18 protein-coding genes and 1 pseudogene are annotated in these 17870 nt (G+C 69.7%); 7 read left to right on the top strand and 12 right to left on the bottom strand.

The genetic code is table 11. The annotated features are described in order from the left end of the window. Positions 1 to 21: 21 nt before the first annotated feature. Positions 22 to 864, bottom strand: a complete 843-nt coding sequence (locus tag ACQEVO_RS06685) for an SAM-dependent methyltransferase (RefSeq protein WP_432909922.1) — start codon at positions 862 to 864, stop codon at positions 22 to 24. Between the two features lie 70 nt (positions 865 to 934). On the opposite strand from ACQEVO_RS06685, the gene ACQEVO_RS06680 reads away from it, so the two are divergent. Both ACQEVO_RS06680 and ACQEVO_RS06675 read left to right on the top strand, forming a co-directional pair. Next, positions 935 to 1576 carry a TetR/AcrR family transcriptional regulator gene (locus tag ACQEVO_RS06680; protein WP_432909919.1) on the top strand — a complete coding sequence of 214 codons (642 nt, stop codon included), beginning with the start codon at positions 935 to 937 and terminating at the stop codon, positions 1574 to 1576. 344 nt (positions 1577 to 1920) lie between these two features. Continuing rightward, positions 1921 to 2547: an alpha-ketoglutarate-dependent dioxygenase AlkB gene (locus ACQEVO_RS06675; RefSeq protein ID WP_432909916.1), complete on the top strand. Its 627-nt coding sequence runs from the start codon at positions 1921 to 1923 to the stop codon at positions 2545 to 2547. A 14-nt stretch (positions 2548 to 2561) separates the two neighbouring features. Here ACQEVO_RS06675 and ACQEVO_RS06670 read toward each other — a convergent pair whose 3' ends face one another. After that, entirely contained in the window at positions 2562 to 3131 is a 570-nt protein-coding gene (locus ACQEVO_RS06670) for a TetR/AcrR family transcriptional regulator (protein ID WP_432909913.1), read from the bottom strand. An 84-nt stretch (positions 3132 to 3215) separates the two neighbouring features. Between ACQEVO_RS06670 and ACQEVO_RS06665 the strand changes: the two genes are divergently transcribed. Further along, positions 3216 to 4187 carry a quinone oxidoreductase family protein gene (locus ACQEVO_RS06665; protein ID WP_432909910.1) on the top strand — a complete coding sequence of 324 codons (972 nt, stop codon included), beginning with the start codon at positions 3216 to 3218 and terminating at the stop codon, positions 4185 to 4187. A 45-nt stretch (positions 4188 to 4232) separates the two neighbouring features. Here ACQEVO_RS06665 and ACQEVO_RS06660 read toward each other — a convergent pair whose 3' ends face one another. From ACQEVO_RS06660 to ACQEVO_RS06640, 5 genes are all read right to left on the bottom strand, one after another. After that, a complete protein-coding gene (locus ACQEVO_RS06660) occupies positions 4233 to 4763 on the bottom strand; it encodes a DUF4334 domain-containing protein (protein ID WP_432909908.1) in 531 nt (176 codons plus the stop codon). 174 nt (positions 4764 to 4937) lie between these two features. Further along, positions 4938 to 5177 (bottom strand): YciI family protein, encoded by a 240-nt coding sequence (locus ACQEVO_RS06655; protein WP_432909905.1) that lies wholly within the window; start codon positions 5175 to 5177, stop codon positions 4938 to 4940. A 20-nt stretch (positions 5178 to 5197) separates the two neighbouring features. Beyond that, the gene (gene nusB, locus ACQEVO_RS06650; RefSeq protein ID WP_432909903.1) at positions 5198 to 5704 is read right to left on the bottom strand and encodes a transcription antitermination factor NusB; all 507 of its coding nucleotides are present in this window, start codon (positions 5702 to 5704) and stop codon (positions 5198 to 5200) included. A gap of 2 nt (positions 5705 to 5706) precedes the next feature. Then, the gene (gene efp / locus ACQEVO_RS06645) at positions 5707 to 6270 is read right to left on the bottom strand and encodes an elongation factor P (RefSeq protein ID WP_432909901.1); all 564 of its coding nucleotides are present in this window, start codon (positions 6268 to 6270) and stop codon (positions 5707 to 5709) included. Between the two features lie 36 nt (positions 6271 to 6306). Further along, positions 6307 to 7443 (bottom strand): M24 family metallopeptidase, encoded by a 1137-nt coding sequence (locus ACQEVO_RS06640; protein WP_432909900.1) that lies wholly within the window; start codon positions 7441 to 7443, stop codon positions 6307 to 6309. A gap of 170 nt (positions 7444 to 7613) precedes the next feature. Between ACQEVO_RS06640 and ACQEVO_RS06635 the strand changes: the two genes are divergently transcribed. The 4 genes and pseudogenes from ACQEVO_RS06635 (at position 7614) to aroB (ending at position 11496) form a co-directional block, all read left to right on the top strand. Beyond that, entirely contained in the window at positions 7614 to 8117 is a 504-nt protein-coding gene (locus ACQEVO_RS06635; RefSeq protein ID WP_432909897.1) for a prepilin peptidase, read from the top strand. Between the two features lie 96 nt (positions 8118 to 8213). After that, positions 8214 to 9431, top strand: coding sequence for a chorismate synthase (gene aroC / locus ACQEVO_RS06630; protein WP_432922412.1), 1218 nt, complete (start codon positions 8214 to 8216; stop codon positions 9429 to 9431). Continuing rightward, a pseudogene (locus tag ACQEVO_RS06625) lies at positions 9431 to 9952 on the top strand (shikimate kinase); the annotation flags it as partial. The gene aroC and the pseudogene ACQEVO_RS06625, both read left to right, overlap by 1 nt. Before the next feature lie 425 nt (positions 9953 to 10377). After that, positions 10378 to 11496, top strand: a complete 1119-nt coding sequence (aroB, locus tag ACQEVO_RS06620; protein ID WP_432909895.1) for a 3-dehydroquinate synthase — start codon at positions 10378 to 10380, stop codon at positions 11494 to 11496. 18 nt (positions 11497 to 11514) lie between these two features. On the opposite strand, the gene ACQEVO_RS06615 is transcribed toward aroB, so the two are convergent. The 5 genes from ACQEVO_RS06615 to alaS form a co-directional block, all read right to left on the bottom strand. Next, positions 11515 to 11988, bottom strand: a complete 474-nt coding sequence (locus tag ACQEVO_RS06615; protein WP_432909892.1) for a B-4DMT family transporter — start codon at positions 11986 to 11988, stop codon at positions 11515 to 11517. Between the two features lie 69 nt (positions 11989 to 12057). After that, entirely contained in the window at positions 12058 to 12891 is an 834-nt protein-coding gene (locus ACQEVO_RS06610; RefSeq protein ID WP_432922409.1) for a shikimate dehydrogenase, read from the bottom strand. An 85-nt stretch (positions 12892 to 12976) separates the two neighbouring features. Further along, entirely contained in the window at positions 12977 to 14470 is a 1494-nt protein-coding gene (mltG, locus tag ACQEVO_RS06605; RefSeq protein WP_432909890.1) for an endolytic transglycosylase MltG, read from the bottom strand. Next, positions 14467 to 15072: a Holliday junction resolvase RuvX gene (ruvX, locus tag ACQEVO_RS06600; RefSeq protein WP_432922406.1), complete on the bottom strand. Its 606-nt coding sequence runs from the start codon at positions 15070 to 15072 to the stop codon at positions 14467 to 14469. The genes mltG and ruvX overlap by 4 nt, the downstream gene beginning before the upstream one ends. After that, positions 15069 to 17747: an alanine--tRNA ligase gene (gene alaS / locus ACQEVO_RS06595; RefSeq protein ID WP_432909888.1), complete on the bottom strand. Its 2679-nt coding sequence runs from the start codon at positions 17745 to 17747 to the stop codon at positions 15069 to 15071. Before alaS ends, ruvX begins: the two co-directional genes overlap by 4 nt. Positions 17748 to 17870: the final 123 nt, after the last annotated feature.

The raw sequence follows: 17870 nt of genomic DNA, 5'->3' as shown, positions 1-17870 counted from the left end.
GGTTACCGCGCCGGGGTGCAGTCATTCCCGGACAGCCAGGACATGCCCGACAGTGGGGTCTCCACCCATGGCCCCCGGCCGCCCGTAGGGAGCGACGAGATCATCCCAGGCGCGGAAGGAGGTCTGCCAGCCGTGCGCGGCGAACCACGATTCCCCGTCGGGACCGAGCCCGTTCACCGGCCGCTCCCCCGGGGCCTCCTGGACGAGTTCGCGCAGTGCGCGGTAGCGGGGTTCGGCCGCGGCGACCTGGAAACGCCCGAGCCCGAACCGGCTGCCGGGCGCGGAGAGCCGGGTCGCGACGGCTGCCACCGCATAGGCGTCCACTCGCGGGAGGTAGCCGAGTACCCCCTCGTCGATCCACGCCGTCGGTAGGTCGGTGCGGAAACCCTGTGCCGACAGAACCCGGTCCCAATCGCCCCGTAGATCCGCCGCCACCACATGGCGCGTGCACACGGGCTGCGCCCGGTGGGCGGCCAGGACAGGTTCCTTGAAGGCGAACAGTTCGGGCAGGTCTACCTCGAAGAACGCGATGCCGCGCGGGAGGTCGAGCCGGAATGCCCGGGTGTCGAGGCCGGCGCCGAGCAGGACGATCTGCGCGCACCCGGCCGCGACGGCTTCCCGGATGTGATCGTCGACGCCTTTCACCGCGAGCGTGCGGCCGTCGTAGAACTGGCCGGCCAGTTCCACCAGGCGCGACCAGCGCTCTTCGTCGAAGGCGGGACGGGCGGCGGCGACGAAAGCCTCGGCCAGCGGATCGGCGTACAAACGGTCGGGCCGCGCGGTTTCGCGGACCCGGACCAGCGCGACCCCGAGAGCGGTCATCGCGACGCCGGCGGTGGGGATCGGGGCGGGCAATTCGGTCATCCTGAACCTCCTGGCTTTACTTACTTGCCGCCCGGCTAGTTAACCACCTCTTCGCACCGGCGGCGAGAATATGCGCCGCAAAAGATCACGGGACGAGCTTCGGGACAGCGCCCCCAGTAGGCTCCTGCCGCAGACCGTCGATCCCGAGGAGAAGCCGTTGGCCGCCCGGCGCAGCGATACCCGTGACCGCATCCGGGCGGTGGCGATGGAACTGTTCTCCGAACAGGGCTACGAGAAGACCTCGCTGCGCCAGATCGCCGAACACCTCGGTGTCACCAAAGCCGCGCTGTACTACCACTTCCGGACGAAGGAAGATATCGTCGCCAGCCTCTCCGACGACGTCCGGCGCGGTATCGACGAATTGATCACCTGGGCCGGGAACACGCCGCCCGGCCCGGCGCGCGCCGCCGAAATCCTCGACCGCTACGGCGCCCTGCTGCACAACACCGGCCGCGACATGGTGCGGTTCATGCACGAGAACCAGCCGGCCTTCCGGGAGCTGGGTTTCGGAGTCAGCCTGCGCTATCAGTTCCGGCTGATCGCCGATCTGATGACCGAACCCGAGCACGCACCCCTGGATGTCTTCCACGCCCGCCAGGCCCTGCTCGCCATCAGCTGGAGTACCGCGATGATGGGCGACCTTCCCCTGTCCGACGACGAATGTTTCGACGCGGCCGTCGCCGTCGCCCACGACATCCTGCGCCGACGCTGATACCTCCCGGCACAGAACGGCGGACGCGAAGTGGCGCGCTTCGATGACCCCTGAGCAGCCGGCAGCGGACGCCGCGTCGGGCAATGCCGGTTTCCGCGGCAGCGAACCCGGGCGTGACCGGCGGCGACGGCCGACGCCGGGCGTGCGCGATTTCGACTCGCCCGATCGAGGCGCCCGGAACCCGGCGCCGCACGGAGCCGGTTCCCCGACACCGAACTGCCGGGTGAAGCGACCGCCGCCCAGCGATACAGCCCTCGTGGCGACGACCGCCCGCGGCACGGCAGCCGGGCCGGCAGCCCTCGGCATTATCGAACGTATGTTCGGCGGTTCGCTAAGCTGATCTCATGCCGGCACCTCTGCAACGATCACTGCTCGACGGCTTCGGCGCGATCGAGCTGGAACCGCTGACGGGAATCCGCCGGACTCATCTCAGCGCGGGCGCCTGGGTGGATCTGCGCCCCGGCTGGCTGCGGGGCGCCGACGAACTCTTCGACCGCCTCGTCACGGCGGTACCGTGGCGCGCCGAGCAGCGGCCGATGTACGACCGCGTCGTGGAGGTACCGCGGCTGCTGTGTTTCTACGGCGAAACTTCGACGCTGCCGGATCCCGTCCTCGCCGAGGCTCGCAACGCGTTGAGCGACCATTACCGGGCGGAACTCGGCGAAGGGTTCACCACCGCCGGGCTGTGCTACTACCGCGACGGCCGCGACAGCGTGGCCTGGCACGGCGACACCCTGGGGCGCGGCGCCGTACACGACACCATGGTCGCCATCCTCACGCTGGGCGCCCCCCGGCCGCTACTCCTGCGGCCGCGCGCGGGCGGACCGAGCCTGCGTTTCCGGCCGGGTCACGGCGACCTGTTCGTCATGGGCGGGTCGTGCCAGCGCACCTGGGAACACGCCGTGCCGAAATCGCGGCAGGTGACCGGCCCGCGGATCAGCATCCAGTTCCGTCCGCACGGAGTGCGCTGAGCGCGCCGGAACTCCTACCGGGCGTGTAATACCGAATCCACCAGTTCCCGTACCGCCGCCAGCAATCGATCGGTTTCACCCGCACGGGCCAGCTCGGACACGGTCGCGCCGGCCAGTGCATCCAGCAGCAACCGGCCGACCGTTTCGGCGTCCAGGTCCGGCCGCACCTGCGCGAGCAGGTTCGTCATATGCTCCCGCCAGAACCGGTGCAATTCCTCGGTACGTGGATGCGGCGGCTCGGCCCGCAGGATCGCCATCAGCTCCAGATTGTCGACGACCAGACCGGCCATGGCCGCGAGAAAGGCACCCAGCCGGTCGGCCGCCGGAGCCCCCGGTCCCAGCGGCGGCGGGCCTTCGGCCACCCGCGCCCGCAAGGCCAGCGCCCGTTCGGCGACCATCTCGTGCAGTAGCCCGGCGCGGCTGCCGAAGCGATGGAAGATGGTCCCCTTCCCCACCCCCGCGGCGGCCGCGACCCGGTCCATGGTGACGCCCTCGGCACCGTGTTCGGCGAGCAGGGCGGCGGTCGCGTCGAGGATGGCGCGCCGGTTGCGGGCTGCGTCCGCGCGTTCCTTCGCGGGGGGCATGGCACCACCTTCGTTGACAAGTTGACCGACGGTCCATATCTTTACATGCAATAAGTGGACCATCAGTCAAGTTATGGAGTTCCAATGCAGGCAATCGTAATGACGGGTACCGGCGGACCCGAGGTCCTGGTGGCGCGCGAGGTCCCACGACCGCGCCCGGCCGCCGGAGAAATCCTGATCCGCGCCGCCGCGATCCCCGTCCTCTACCCCGAAACCCAGCTGCGCGCCGGCGCCTTCCCCATGGCCACGCCGCCGCCGGTGATCTTCGGCTTCCAGGCTGCCGGGGAAGTCGTCGAGGTGGGCGCCGGTATCGCGGCCGATCTCGTGGGCCGGCGCGTAGTGGTCTCCACCGACGGGTCCGGGTCCTATGCCGAGTTCGTCTGCGCGCCGGCGCAGAACGCGACACTCATCCCGGACGAGGTATCCGCCGAGGACGCGGCCGCTGCGATCATGAGCGGTTCGATCGCGTTGACCCTGCTGAATACGGCGAAGCTGACCGGGTCGGAGACGGTCGTGGTCGAGGCCGCGGCGACCGGAGTGGGCAGCTATCTGATCCAGCTGGCCCGGGAGTTCGGTGCGGCACGAGTGATCGCCACCGCGGGCGGCCCCGCCAAGATCGAGCACGCGCGTGCGCTGGGCGCCGATCTGGTCATCGACCACCGTAACGAAGGGTGGACCGACGAGCTCGCCGAGCGTGCGCCGGGCACCGTCGATGTCGTCTTCGATTCCATCGGCGGCACCTCGGCGGCGGCGCTTCTCCCGGCCATGACTCCCGGATCGGGCCGGATGCTGAGTTACGGCTGGCTCTCCGGTGCCCCAGCGCAGGTATCGGCGGCCGAGCTGATTCCGGGCGGCCTCACGCTCACCGCGTGCGCCGGTCCGGCCTGGCAGCAGCGGGCGGACGGCGCCCGGACCGATATCCTCGCCCGGGTGCCCGCGCTGGCGTCGCCGGTCGAAACCACCCTGCCGCTCGATCAAGCCGCCCGCGGACACGAACTGGTGGAGTCGCGGCGCCCGCTGGGCAAGGTGATCCTGCGGCCGGCCGCTACCGCATAGCTGCGTGGCAGCGCGCCGACCGGCTCCGCGGCCGGGCAGCCGTAGTCAGCGCCGCAGCACGAAGAAGTAGGGTTCGGCCATCCCGCGCATATCCATCACCCCGAGCAGGGTCTCCTCGTCGACCCGCCGGAAATGATCGATGATGGGCAGGTGGTCGTAGACCATGGCCGCACTCACCACACCCCGGTACTCGATATCGCGTAGGCGCGCCGTCGGTTTCCGGGTTCGCAGCAGCGGGGCGACGGTACGCAACCTGTTCCGCACGGGCCGCAACCAGTGCGCCGGGAACTTACCGGCCAGCGACAGCGGCACCCGGCGCGGGTCGACCGCGAAAACGGTGCCCCGCTCATCGGTGAACAGCAGCGGGTGCACCTGATCGGGGGCGTCGAACTGCTTTCCGTACCAACCCGATTCGGACAGCGTGCCGTCCATCGGATGGCCGGTGGGCAGTTCTTCGCCGCGCCAGCGGCCGGTGGTCACCTCGTTCACCGGAGCCGCCGGAAGGCTGTCGAAGATTTCCCAGGCCTGCCCGGCGGTACAACCACCCACCGGCAGGACAGCGGCGTGCTCGGTCATCGTCCGCGCTCCTCTACATCAAGGACGTTGCGAGAATTACCCTATCGTCCTCTCATCGCACGGGGTCGGTCCACCCGCGATCCCTTATGACGAGCCCGGCGGCCCGGCAGTACGGATCGGGTCTCGGCCACAACGGCCGGCGAGTGTGGGAACAAGCGATCGCACAGCGGCGGATCAGCCCGTTATCTCCCATTCGTGCACCGTCAATTCGCACGACCCGGAGGTGTGCAGAGGATCGGTGAATACGCGCGCTTCCGCCGCCGCGCGGGAATCGGCGAGCACGATATAAGCGCCCCCGGTGCCGTCGGTGAAGGGGCCGGACTCCTGAAGCATGCCCTCGGCGCGCAGAGCGCCCAGGAACTCCCGGTGCGGTTGCGCCACCGCCGGATCGTAGGCGGCGGTACGTATTGCCACTACGAGATACTTGCGCAACGTCAGCCGTCCGTTTCCGGTTCGGTGCGACCGGCCGCCGCGGCGGCCCGGATCTGCGGGGCTACCAGCACCACTTGACCCAGCACACCGTTGACGAAGCCCGGGGAATCGTCGGTGGACAGCTCCTTGGCCAGCTCCACCGCCTCGTCCACGGCCACGATCGGCGGAACATCGGTGGCGTACAGCAGCTCCCACACCGCGACGCGCAAGATCGCCCGGTCGACGGCGGGCAGCCGGCCCAGCGTCCAATCCTGCAGATAGGACTCGATGGTGCCGTCGACCCGGTCGAGTTCCTCGGCGATACCGTCCACCAAGGTCCGGGTGTAGGCGTGCACCGGCGCGACCGCCTGATCACGGGCGGCGAGTTCGGACCGTTCGTCGGCCAGATCGGCCGGGTCGACATCGCGGGCCTCGGCCTCGAACAGCAGGTCCACGGCCCGGCGGCGGGCCTTGTGGCGGGCGCCGAGTTTCTTGTAGGCGGATTTCTTGTCCGCGGGCTGGTCGGCCACGGTCAGGAGTTGACTCGGCCCAGGTAGCTGCCGTCGCGGGTATCGATACGGAGTTTGTCGCCGGTGTTGATGAACAGCGGGACCTGCACCTCGGCGCCGGTCTCCACGGTGGCCGGTTTGGTGCCACCGGTGGAGCGGTCGCCCTGCAGGCCGATATCGGTGTGGGTGACCTCGAGCTCGGCGGTCACCGGCAACTCCACGTACAGCGGCGCGCCCTCGTGCATGGCGACCTGCACGGTCATGTTCTCCAGCAGGAAGCGGGCCTGCTCGCCGATGGTGGCCTCGGCGATGGAGAGCTGATCGAAGGTCTCGCCGTCCATGAAGACGTAATCCGAACCGTCGTGGTACAGGTAGGTCATATCCCGGCGGTCGACCGTGGCGGTCTCCACCTTCACCCCGGCGTTGAAGGTTTTGTCGACGATCTTGCCGGACAGCACGTTCTTCAGTTTGGTGCGCACGAAGGCGGGACCTTTACCCGGCTTGACGTGCTGGAATTCGACGATCTGCTGGAGATTCCCGTCGATCTTCAGCACGAGGCCGTTCTTGAAGTCGCTGGTGTCCGCCACGGTGTTCGGGTCTCCTCGGTTCTCGGGCGACCGGCGTCATCCGACGACGGTCAGGTCTTTGCTGGTGTTGGTGAGCAGTTCCGGGCCCCCTTCGCGCACCACGAGCGTGTCCTCGATCCGGACCCCGCCGCGGCCGGGAAAGTACACACCTGGTTCGACGGTCACCGCCACGCCAGACAGCAGTGTACCCGTGCCCGTTTTCGCGATGCCGGGCGCTTCGTGGATGCGCAGGCCCACCCCGTGGCCGAGCCCGTGCACGAACAGCGACCCGTGCCCGGCGGCGGCGATGACCTCCCGGGCGGCGGCGTCCACATCGGCGCACGGGATACCGGGGCGCAGCGCCTCCCGTCCGGCGCGTTGCGCGGCGTGCACCAGGTCGTAGACGTCGCGCTGCCAGTCGGCGGGCGGTCCGAGGACGAAGGTCCGCGTCATATCCGAGTGGTAGCCGCCCACGACGGCCCCGAAATCTATCTTCACGAAATCGCCGGTGCTGAGCACGGCGTCGGTGGGCCGGTGATGCGGAATGGCGGAGTTCGACCCGGCGGCGACGATGGTCTCGAAGGCGATTCCGGCGGCGCCGCGCTCGAACATGGCCCATTCGAGATCCCGGGCGACCTGCCGTTCCGTGCGCCCCGGCCGCAGTTTCCCGGTCTCGAGCAGCGCGGCCAGCGCCTCGTCACCGACCGCGCACGCCGCGCGCAGCCGGTCGACTTCGTAGTCGTCCTTGACCATCCGCAATTGCTCGATCAGCCCGGGGGTGGCGACGAAATCGAGGCCGGTACCGAGTTCGGCGAGGGCGCGGTGCTGTTCGACGGTGACAATATGGCTTTCGAAGCCGAGCCGGCCGAACTGCCATTCACCTGCCAGTTCGACGACACGCCGGGCGACCGCGCGGGCGATTTCGGCCCGGAGGTCGGGAACCTGTTCGGCGACCTGGGTGTCGTAGCGGCCGTCGGTCGCGATCACCGTGCGCTCTTCGGCGTCCGCGGTATCCCACGAATGCACCAGCAGCGCGGCATTGGAGCCGGTGAAACCCGTCAGATAGCGGATGTTCACCAGATCGGTGACCAGCAGGCCGTCGATCTCGTTCTCGACCAGCAGGTTGCGCAGCAGGCCCCGCCGCGCGGCGTAATCGGGCCGGACCAGCGGGTCACGGCCGGCATCAGCAGACATGCGACAAAAGTACCGCCGGACGGCGCGCGAAACACAGGGCCCGGCCGGGACGAGCCCAGCGGGCACGGTCCGAAACGCAGGGTATCCACAGTTCCGGGGTATCGCCGCGATTGTCCACAAATCGCGGCGGCGCCCGCCGCGGAGCCGGTTCCGGCGGAATCGTGAACCGCGTGACGACATTCGTTTTCCTGGTATTGGCCGGATGGTGCGGTGTGCTCAGCCGCTGCGATATCCGCACCCGGCGGCTGCCGAATCCGCTCACGCTCACCGGAGCGGTGAGCGTACTGGCCTATGCGGCGATATCCGGGCAGTTCGGGGTCGCGGTCCGGGGCGCGGCGCTGCTGACGCTCCCCTACCTGGTGATACATCTGCTGTGGCCGGCGGCGCTGGGCGCGGGCGATGTGAAACTGGCCGTGGGCCTGGGCGCCGCGGCGGCGCTCGGCGGCGGCGGGGCCTGGCTGTGGTCGGCGCTCGCGGCGCCGCTGTTCACCGCGGCGGCCGGAATCGGCCTGCTGCTCGCCTCGCACGCCGCGAGGCTGCCGCGCCGGACCGCATGGCCTACAGCGGAACCGGACGTACCGGCCCGGGCACGTGGCCCAGGCGGCCGGTACGCCGCGGTACCACACGGGCCCTCGATGTGTGCCGCGACACTTCTGGGACTGGCCCTGTGGTGATCACCCGGCAATCGCGCGCGGCGCCCGGCGGCGGGCCCGGTGAGCACGGCCGACCGCCTGCCCCGGCCGCGGCGCCGACATGGGAAGATGGTCGGCGTGCTGCGCTGGATAACTGCTGGAGAATCTCACGGACCCGCTCTCGTCGCCCTCCTGGAGGGAATGGTCGCCGGAGTCGAGGTGACCTCGGCGGAGATCTCCGCACAGCTGGCGCGCCGCCGGCTCGGTTACGGCCGCGGCGCCCGGATGAAGTTCGAAGCCGACAAGGTCACCGTGCTCGGCGGGGTCCGGCACGGCCGCACCATGGGCGGACCGGTCGCCATCGAGATCGCCAATTCGGAATGGCCGAAATGGACCACCGTGATGTCGGCCGACCCGGTCGACGAGGCCGAACTCGCCGATCTCGCCCGCAACGCCCCGCTGACCAGGCCGCGCCCCGGCCATGCCGATTACTCCGGGATGCTCAAATACGGGTTCGAAGACGCCCGCCCGGTACTGGAACGGGCGAGTGCGCGGGAGACGGCGGCGCGGGTCGCGGCGGGCACGGTCGCGCGGGCCTTCCTGCGCCAGGCGCTCGGGGTCGAGGTGATCTCGCATGTGGTCTCCATCGGTACCGCGGCGAACACCACCGGTGTGGTTCCCGCGGCCGCCGATCTGGCCGCGATCGACGAAAGCCCGGTGCGGGCCTTCGATTCCACCGCCGAAGCGGCCATGATCGCCGAGATCGAGGCCGCGAAGAAGGACGGCGACACCCTGGGCGGTGTCGTGGAGGTGGTCGTGGCCGGGCTGCCCATCGGCCTGGGTTCGTTCACCAGCGGCGAGAACCGGCTCGACGCGCGGCTCGCGGGGGCCCTCATGGGGATCCAGGCGATCAAGGGCGTCGAGGTCGGCGACGGTTTCGAAACCGCGCGGCGGCGGGGCAGCCAAGCACACGACGAAATGCGGCCGGGTCCCGACGGGGTCCTGCGCTCGACCAATCGCGCGGGTGGCCTCGAGGGCGGGATGACCAACGGCGAGGCGCTGCGGGTGCGGGCGGCGATGAAACCCATTTCCACCGTGCCGCGCGCGCTGGCCACCATCGATATGTCCACCGGCGCGGAGGCCGCGGCGATCCACCAGCGCTCCGATGTATGCGCGGTTCCGGCGGCCGGGGTGGTCGCCGAATCCATGGTGGCGCTGGTGGTGGCGCAGGCGGCGCTGGAGAAGTTCGGCGGCGATTCGGTGGCCGAAACCGTGAGCAACCTCGACGGCTACGTGAAGCGGATCAGCGGTCGCCCGCACCTGAACCCGGGCGAACACGTCGCCGACCCGGCGTAATGATCGTGCAGACCGATCCGCACAGCCCGCGGGTGGTGCTGATCGGCCCGCCCGGCGCGGGAAAGACGACCATCGGCCGGAAACTGGCCCGTGAGCTGGGTGTCGACCTGTACGACACCGACGCCGGGATCGAGGAGAGAGCCGGCCGCAGTATTCCCGAGATCTTCACCACCGACGGTGAACCGGAATTCCGCCGGCTCGAGGAAGAAGTGGTCGGCCGGGCTCTGCGCACCCAGCGGGGCGTGGTCTCCCTCGGCGGCGGCGCCATCCTGTCGGCGAACACCCGGGCACTGCTGCGCGACCGGACGGTGGTGTACCTGGAGATCAGCATCGCCGAGGGCCTGCGCCGCACCGGCGCCACGAACAACCGGCCGCTGCTCGGCGGCGCCGATCCGGGGACGAAATACCGCGAACTCATGCGGATCCGACGTCCGCTGTACCGGGAGGTCGCGTCGGTGCGGGTGCGCACCGACGGGCGCAGCCCGGGCCGCGTGGTTCGCGCGATCATGGCGAAACTCGCCTTGGAGTCGGTACTGCCGGAAACCACGGAGAAGGGTCGTACCGGCGCCTCGCCGCCGCAGCGCACCAGCCGTTCGCGGGCACGGCGGCGGGCTCGGGCGAGGGCTCGCCGGGCAGCCGCCGGCCAGCCGAACGTAGCGGCACCGGCGACGGCCGACGCGTCGGTGCCGAACGCTCATGGCGTCGCCGAGGCGCGGACGGTATCCGGAGCTACCGCGGCCGGGAAGCCTGCCGGGGGAAGCTCCGGCACAGCCCGGACGGAAACAGGTACCGAGCACGACCGGCAGCCGGGTTCCGAGCCGGCCGCCGGTGCCGACGGTTTGCGCACCCCCGGCCGCTCCCGGCGGGCACGGGCCCGGCGTGCGCGGGCCCGCAGACAACAACGTGAACAGGCCGAGCAGGCACAGACAGGAACGGAGCAGCCCAGGTGACAGAACCGACGCGTATCGAGGTCCGCACCGCCCAGCCCTACCCGGTGATCATCGGCCGCGGTCTGCTCGGTGATCTGGTCGAGGTCGTGACCGGTGCCGGTGGGGTGCGCACCGTCGCCCTCTTCCATCAGCCGTCGCTGGTCGAAACCGCCGAGGTCGTGCGCGCGACCCTGGCCGAGGCCGGACTCGACGCGCACCGGATCGAGATCCCCGACGCGGAAGCCGGTAAGGAACTCGCGGTGGCGGGTTTCTGCTGGGAGGTGCTGGGCCGGATCGGCCTGACCCGCAACGATGTGGTGGTGAGCCTGGGCGGTGGCGCGGCCACCGATCTCGCCGGTTTCGTCGCCGCGACGTGGATGCGCGGGGTGAAGATCGTGCACGTACCGACCACGCTGCTGGCGATGGTGGACGCGGCGGTGGGCGGTAAGACCGGTATCAACACCGAGGCCGGGAAGAACCTGGTGGGCTGCTTCCACGAGCCGTCGGCGGTGCTGGTGGATCTGGTGACGCTGGAAACCGTGCCGCGCAACGAGATCGTCGCCGGAATGGCCGAGATCATCAAGGCCGGTTTCATCGCCGACCCGGTGATCCTGGACCTGATCGAACGCGATCCACAGGCCGCGCTCGACCCGACCGGCGAGGTGCTGCCGGAACTGATCCGGCGCGCGGTCGCGGTCAAGGCCGAGGTGGTCGCCGCCGATCTGAAGGAATCGGCGCTGCGCGAGATCCTCAACTACGGCCACACCCTGGGCCATGCCATCGAACGCCGGGAACGCTACCGCTGGCGCCACGGCGCGGCCGTCTCGGTGGGCCTGGTCTTCGCCGCCGAACTGGGCCGCCTGGCCGGCCGTCTGGACGACGCCACCGCCGACCGGCACCGTGCCATCCTGGAAAGCGTGGGGCTGCCCACCACCTACGATCCCGATGCCCTCCCCCAACTGCTGGAGGGTATGCAGACCGACAAGAAGACCCGTTCCGGCGTACTGCGTTTCGTCGTGCTGGACGGTCTCGCCAAACCCGGCCGCCTGGAAGGCCCCGATCCGGCGTTGCTCGCGGCGGCATACTCCGCGGTGGCCGGCGCCGGTAACACCGGAGGCGGCGCCATCCTGCTGTGAGCGGCGCGGAGCCAGGGATCAGGCCGGAGTACCGGCCGGGGTGAGCTTGCCTGCCGAGGCGGGGCGGTCGTGTTCGCGCCGTGCGAGCATCCGGCCCAGGGCCACGCCGATCAGCGCCGGAACGAAGATCAGCAGGACGATGAAGGCGGAGGCGGCGGTGGCCTCGAACAGCAGGCCGGCGTCGCCGAGATCGACCTTCGGCAGGAAATCCAGCACCCACGACACCAGGCCGCAGGCGATACCGCCCACCACCGCCGCCTGCAGCCACAGGATCGTCAGATCGGCGCCGCGTTCCGGGTTCGGGTTGGCCCGCCGGTCGGCGCGGCCGTCGCGCAGGCCCCACGCCACCGCGGCGCCGATCAGCACTACCAGGCACAACAGCCGCAGCCACAGGCCGTAGGTGGCGACGAACCCCATCGCGAATCCGAGGAGTACCCGCAGCACCACGGCGAGACCACCGAGCGCCAGTGCCCGCAACAACCACGCAGTCATGCCGATCACCATAACGCCCCCGGCGTAAAGCTAGAACCCGTTACAGGAATTTGACGGTACCCGGGCGCATCAGCCCAGGTCGGCCAGGGCCGCCGCCATCGCCGCGCGCGGAGCGGGTTTCCCGGTGAACTGCTCGACCTGTCCGTAGGCCTGTTCGAGCAGCATCTGCAGGCCGCCGATCACGGTATGCCCGGCCGCCGCGACCGCTTCGGCCAGGGGTGTGGGCCACGGGTTGTACAGCGCGTCGAGCACCACGGGAGCCCGCGCCACCGATTCGGCGACCGCCGCGGCCGCCCGATACGGAACCGTACTGACCACCGCGCCGGCCCCGGCACAGCGATCGGCCAGATCCGCGGCGTCGAAGCCGATCACCTCGGGGTGCGCGCCCAGCCGCCCGGCCAGATCGCACGCGTTCGCGGCCCGGCTCGCATCGCGGGCCACGATGGTGATCCGGCGGGCGCCCAGTTCGCTGAGCGCCAGCAGCGCGGGGCGGGCGGTACCACCGGCGCCCAGTACGACCGCCTCGGTCGATCCGGTCACCCCGCCGCCGCGCAGCGCGCCCAGTACACCGTCCACATCCGTGCAGTCCGCCCGCCACCCGGACTCGGTGCGCACCAGGGTGTTGGCCGAGCCGACCAGCACCGCCCGTTCGGTCCGTTCGTTCGCGTAGGCCAGCGCGGCTTCCTTGCCCGGCATGGTCACCGACAGTCCGACCCATTCCGGCCCCAGCTCGTCCACCAGCCGGGGCAACCGGTCGGCGGTGCATTCGATCCGGTCGTAGGTCCAGTCCAGCCCGAGCGCGCGATAGGCCGCCAGATGCAACTGCGGGGACCGGGAATGGGTGATGGGGCTGCCGAGTACAGCAGCCCGCCGCGGCCCGGTCACCGGCGGCACCGCGGCCACCGCCGTACCGGCGCGGGCCGCCGAATCGGCGCCCGCCGCGGAGCTTGCCGACGTACCGGCAGCCGCTGCCGGGCCCGGTGTCGAATCAGCGCCCACTGTCGAGAATCCCGCTTTCCAAAGCCAATTCGATATTCTCCAGATGTTCGCTGTAGCTCTTGGTGAACAGGGTCGTGCCCTCTTTGTCCACGGTGACGAAGTACAACCAGTCACCCGGCTCCGGCTGTTCCATCGCTTCCAGCGCACCGATCGACGGCGCGGAGATCGGCGTGGCGGGCAGGCCGACCATGGCATAGGTGTTCCACGGCGTGGTCTGCGCGCGGTCGGCGTCGGTGGTCGCGACCTCGGTTTTGTCGAGGGCGTAGTTGACCGTGGAATCGAATTGCAGCGGCTGCCCCACCTCGAGCCGGTTCAGGATCACCCGGGCCACTTTGCTCATATCCTGGGGCAGCGCTTCCCGTTCCACCAGCGAGGCGCCGATCAGCGTCTGATAGGGATTCAGGCCGTTGGCACCGCCGGATTCCAGTAGCCCGGTGGCCTCGTAGCTCGCCGCGCTCTCGCTGACCAGTTTCCGCAGGATCTCCTGCGCGGAACTGTTCGGGTCGAAATCCCAGCTGCCGGCGGCGATCAGGCCCTCGAGCTGGCGGCGCCGGTCGGGTACCTGCCGCACGGCGTCCATCGCCCACTCCGGCACGCCGAGCGCCGCCAGATCGGTACCTGCGCCGGCCTCTTCGAGCTGTTCGTAGGTGACGCAGCGTTGCTGCCCCGCCGGCCCGACGCAACTGGCGGCGGCGATCTTGGTGTAGATCCCTTCCTTGCGCGCACCGGTGTTCACATCGTGCTGGTCGTGCAACTGCCGGCCCTCGGAGATCACCAGATTGCCCACCCGCGAATCGGGCGAGACCAACGCCGCGACAGCATCTTTCGCGGGGCTGCGCTCCGGGACCTCGTAGTAGCCGGGCTGGATCGAGTTCATCCCCTCGTTCTGGACCGCGGCCTCGTAGAACGCGTCGGAACTGGCCACGACGCCGGCATCGGCCATCGTGGCGGCGATCTCGGTGGCGGTATCACCCGCCGCGACGTGGACGATCACCGGCGCACCGCCCGGTCCCGCGAAATCTTCGGGCGGGGTGTAACGATTGAAGAGTTTGTAGCCCCCGGCGCCGACGATCAGCACCAGCACGATCGCGGCGGCCGCCCACAGCCACTTGCGGCGGCGGCCACCCTCTTCCTGCTCACGAGCCCGGCGCGCGGCGGCCCGGCCCCCGCGGCGCGGCGCCGGACGGGCACCGGCACGCGAACGGGTTCGCGATCTCGGTACCGGATCGCGTTCGGGTTCGTCGTCGTAGTCGTCCTCGTCGATGTACTCGTCCTCGTCGACGTAGCGCGGTATGACCGCGGTGTCGTCGTCCTCGTACGGATCCCAGCCGGCGTCCGGTTCGTCGTACCGCTGCGGCTCGTCGGTGACCGGCGCGGCCGCCGCCCGGCGGGAACGCTCCCAGGCCCGGTCGTCGCGGCGGTATTTCCGCTCGGCCTCACGCTGCCGGAATCGCGCCTCCGCCTGCGCCCACCGATCCGTCATACATCGTCCCCGAACAACGCGGTACGTGCCGCGTCCTCGGCCGACCTCATCATCGAACTCCGTTCGTCCAACCAGCTCTGCAGGATCGATACAGCAGCCGCCTGGTCGATCACCTGCCGCTGCCCACGTGCTCGGACACCGCTGTCCCGCAGAGCGCGTGCAGCAGACACCGTAGTCAAACGTTCGTCGGAAAGGCGGACCGGCACTTCGGGCAGCGAGTCGCGCAACTTTCCGGCGAACTCGACCGCGAGCCGCGCCGCGGTGCCGCTCTCGCCGCGCAGCGTCCGGGGCAGTCCGACGATGATCTCCACCACCTCGTATTCCCCGGCGATCGCCACGATCCGCGCGATATCCGTCCCGGCGGCCGCAGCACCGCCCTTGACCGCACCGCCGGAGCCCCGGCCGGACTTGCGGCCGCGCACCGGCGCACCGGCTCGGGGCACGGTCTCCACCGGGGTGGCGAGCAGCCCGTCGGGGTCACTGGCCGCCACCCCGATCCGGACACTTCCCACGTCGATCCCCAGGCGCCGGCCGCGGCCGGGGTCGGAATCGGGATCCGGCCGGTCGACCGGGATATCCGGGCCGGAACCAGCCGCCATCAGCCGGCGTGTGCGCCGATATGGTCGCGGACCGCCGCCAGGCCCGCCTCGATACCCGACGGGTCCGATCCCGCACCCTGGGCCATCTCGGGCTTGCCGCCGCCGCGGCCGGAGATGCTCGGGCCGAAGACACCGACGAGCGCACCCGCGGCGAACCCGAGTTCCTGGGCCGCCTTGTTCACGGTGACGACGAACGGCACTTTGCCCTCGTTATTTCCGAGCAACACGACAACGGCGGGTGACGATCCCAGCCGGCCGCGGATATCGGTCGCCAGGGTGCGCAGATCGCCGGCCGCCACACCTTCGGGCGCCGCGGCGGCCACCAGCAGTACCGCACCGATCCGTTGCGCCGCATCGGCATAGGAGCCCGCGGAGGACAACACCGCCGCGATCTTGGACCGCTCGAGCTCCTTCTCGGCGACCTTGAGCCTGTCGACCAGCTGCTCCACCCGGCCCGGCACCTCGTCCGACGGCACCTTCAGCATGGAGGCGACACCGGCCAGCAGGGCCCGTTCCTTCGCCAGGTGCCGGTAGGAATCCAGTCCGACGAACGCCTCCACGCGGCGCACTCCCGACCCCACCGAGGACTCGCCGAGCAGGGTGATCGGACCGATCTGCGACGAATGCCCCACATGGGTGCCACCGCAGAGTTCCATGGAGAACGGCCCGCCCATTTCCACGACCCGCACCCGGTCGCCGTAGTTCTCGCCGAACAGCGCCAGCGCACCCATTTCCCGGGCCTTCGGCAGATCGGTGACGAAGGTGTTCACCGGGAAGTCGGCGCCGACCCCGTCGTTGGACACCGCCTCGATATCGGCTTTCTGCGCTTCGCTGAGCTGGCCCTGCCAGTTGAAATCGAACCGCAGGTAACCGGGCTTGTTCATCGAACCGGCCTGCACCGCGTTCGGGCCGAGCACCTGCCGCAGCGCCGCATGCACCATATGGGTGCCGGAATGTCCCTGGGTGGCGCCGCGCCGCCAGGCGGGATCCACCTGGGCCAGCACCACATCGCCCTCGGTGATCTGGCCCTGCTCCACCGTGCAGCGGTGCACCCAGAGCTTCTTGGCGATCTTCTGGACGTCGTTGACGACGAGCTTGGTACCGGCGGCGGTGATCGTGCCGCGGTCGGCGATCTGGCCGCCCGATTCCGCGTACAGCGGGCTACGGTCCAGGATCACCTCGATATCGGTGCCGGCGGTCGCGGTGGGCACCCGGACCCCGTCGCCGATCAAGGCGAGCACCCGCGCCTCGGAGGTCAGCTCGTCGAAGCCGGTGAACTCGGTATCGCCCCGGTCCACCAGTTCCTTGTACACCGACAGATCGGCGTGGGCGTGCTTGCGGGCGTGCGCGTCTTCCTTGGCGCGTTGCCGCTGTTCGGCCATCAGTGAGCGGAAACCGGACTCGTCCACCGACAGGCCGGCTTCGGCGGCCATCTCTAGGGTGAGGTCGATCGGGAACCCGTAGGTGTCGTGCAGGGTGAAAGCGTCGGCGCCGGAGATCGTGCCGGTCTTACCGGCCGGGGTCGCCGCCTTCACTTCCTCGACGGTTTCGTCGAACAGCCGCGATCCGGTGGCCAGCGTCTTGCGGAACGCGGTCTCCTCGCCGACCGCCACCGTTTCGATCCGGGCGAAATCGGTGGCGAGTTCCGGATACGACGGCGCCATCAGATCGCTCACGACCTGCATGAACTGGCTCATCACCGGCTGTTCGGCGCCGAGCAGCCGGGCCGAGCGCACGATCCGGCGCAGCAACCGGCGCAGTACGTAACCGCGGCCGTCGTTACCGGGGTTCACGCCGTCGGCGATCAGCATGGCCGAGGTCCGCGCGTGGTCGGCGATCACCCGGAAACGCACATCGTCGGCGTGTTCGACACCGTAGGACCGGCCGGTGAGCTCTTCGGCCTTGTCGATGATGGGGCGCAGCAGGTCGGTTTCGTAGACGTTGTCGACGCCCTGCAGCAGCAGCGCGATGCGCTCGATACCCATACCGGTGTCGATGTTCTTCTTCGGCAGCACACCCACCGGCGGATGACCCAGTTTGGGGCTCTGCTCGCCGCGGATGTCCTGCATGAAGACCAGGTTCCAGATCTCCAGGTAGCGATCCTCGTCGGCGACCGGGCCACCGTCCCGGCCGTATTCGGGGCCGCGGTCGTAGTAGATCTCGGAACAGGGGCCGCCGGGACCGGGCACGCCCATATCCCAGTAGTTGTCCTTACCGTCGCGGAACTGGATCCGCTCCTCGGGAATATCGGCCACTTTCCGCCACAGTTCGGCGGCCTCGGGATCGGCCTCGTACGCGGTGACCCAGATGCGTTCCGGGTCGAACCCGTAGCCGCCGTCCTCCTGGGATTTGGTGATCAGTTCCCAGGCGAAGCGGATGGCGCCTTCCTTGAAGTAATCGCCGAAGGAGAAATTCCCGGCCATCTGGAAGAAGGTGTTGTGCCGGGTGGTGACGCCGACTTCCTCGATATCACCGGTTCGCACACATTTCTGCACGCTGGTCGCGCGCGGATACGGCGGCGTCTGCTGACCGAGGAAGTACGGTTTGAACTGCACCATGCCCGCGTTCACGAACAGCAGGTTCGGGTCGTCGAGAATCAGCGATGCACTGGGCACCTCCGTATGCCCGGCACGAACGAAATGGTCCAGGAATCGCCGTCTGATCTCGTGGGTCTGCACAGATATCCAGCCTACCGGGGCGGCGCACGCGATTTTCACCGACTCGGGTCAGGCGTACGTCCGCATCCGCTCCGACCCGGCGCGGGCTGCCGGCGGGCCCCGCCCACAGCACTCATCCGGCGC

The sequence above is a fragment of the Nocardia sp. CA-290969 genome, from assembly GCF_050936135.1.
Classification (GTDB): Bacteria; Actinomycetota; Actinomycetes; order Mycobacteriales; family Mycobacteriaceae; genus Nocardia.
Note: the sequence above shows the minus strand (reverse complement) of the source record. Positions and strands in the feature narration are given on the sequence as shown.

Coding starts and splice junctions, on each gene's coding strand:
- ACQEVO_RS06675 (WP_432909916.1), top strand. CDS start 1,921: ATGCCGGCACCTCTGCAACGATCACTGCTCGACGGCTTCGGCGCGATC.
- ACQEVO_RS06670 (WP_432909913.1), bottom strand. CDS start 3,131: ATGCCCCCCGCGAAGGAACGCGCGGACGCAGCCCGCAACCGGCGCGCC.
- ACQEVO_RS06640 (WP_432909900.1), bottom strand. CDS start 7,443: ATGTCTGCTGATGCCGGCCGTGACCCGCTGGTCCGGCCCGATTACGCC.
- ACQEVO_RS06685 (WP_432909922.1), bottom strand. CDS start 864: ATGACCGAATTGCCCGCCCCGATCCCCACCGCCGGCGTCGCGATGACC.
- ACQEVO_RS06680 (WP_432909919.1), top strand. CDS start 935: ATGCGCCGCAAAAGATCACGGGACGAGCTTCGGGACAGCGCCCCCAGT.
- ACQEVO_RS06660 (WP_432909908.1), bottom strand. CDS start 4,763: ATGACCGAGCACGCCGCTGTCCTGCCGGTGGGTGGTTGTACCGCCGGG.
- mltG (WP_432909890.1), bottom strand. CDS start 14,470: ATGACGGATCGGTGGGCGCAGGCGGAGGCGCGATTCCGGCAGCGTGAG.
- ACQEVO_RS06615 (WP_432909892.1), bottom strand. CDS start 11,988: ATGACTGCGTGGTTGTTGCGGGCACTGGCGCTCGGTGGTCTCGCCGTG.
- ACQEVO_RS06665 (WP_432909910.1), top strand. CDS start 3,216: ATGCAGGCAATCGTAATGACGGGTACCGGCGGACCCGAGGTCCTGGTG.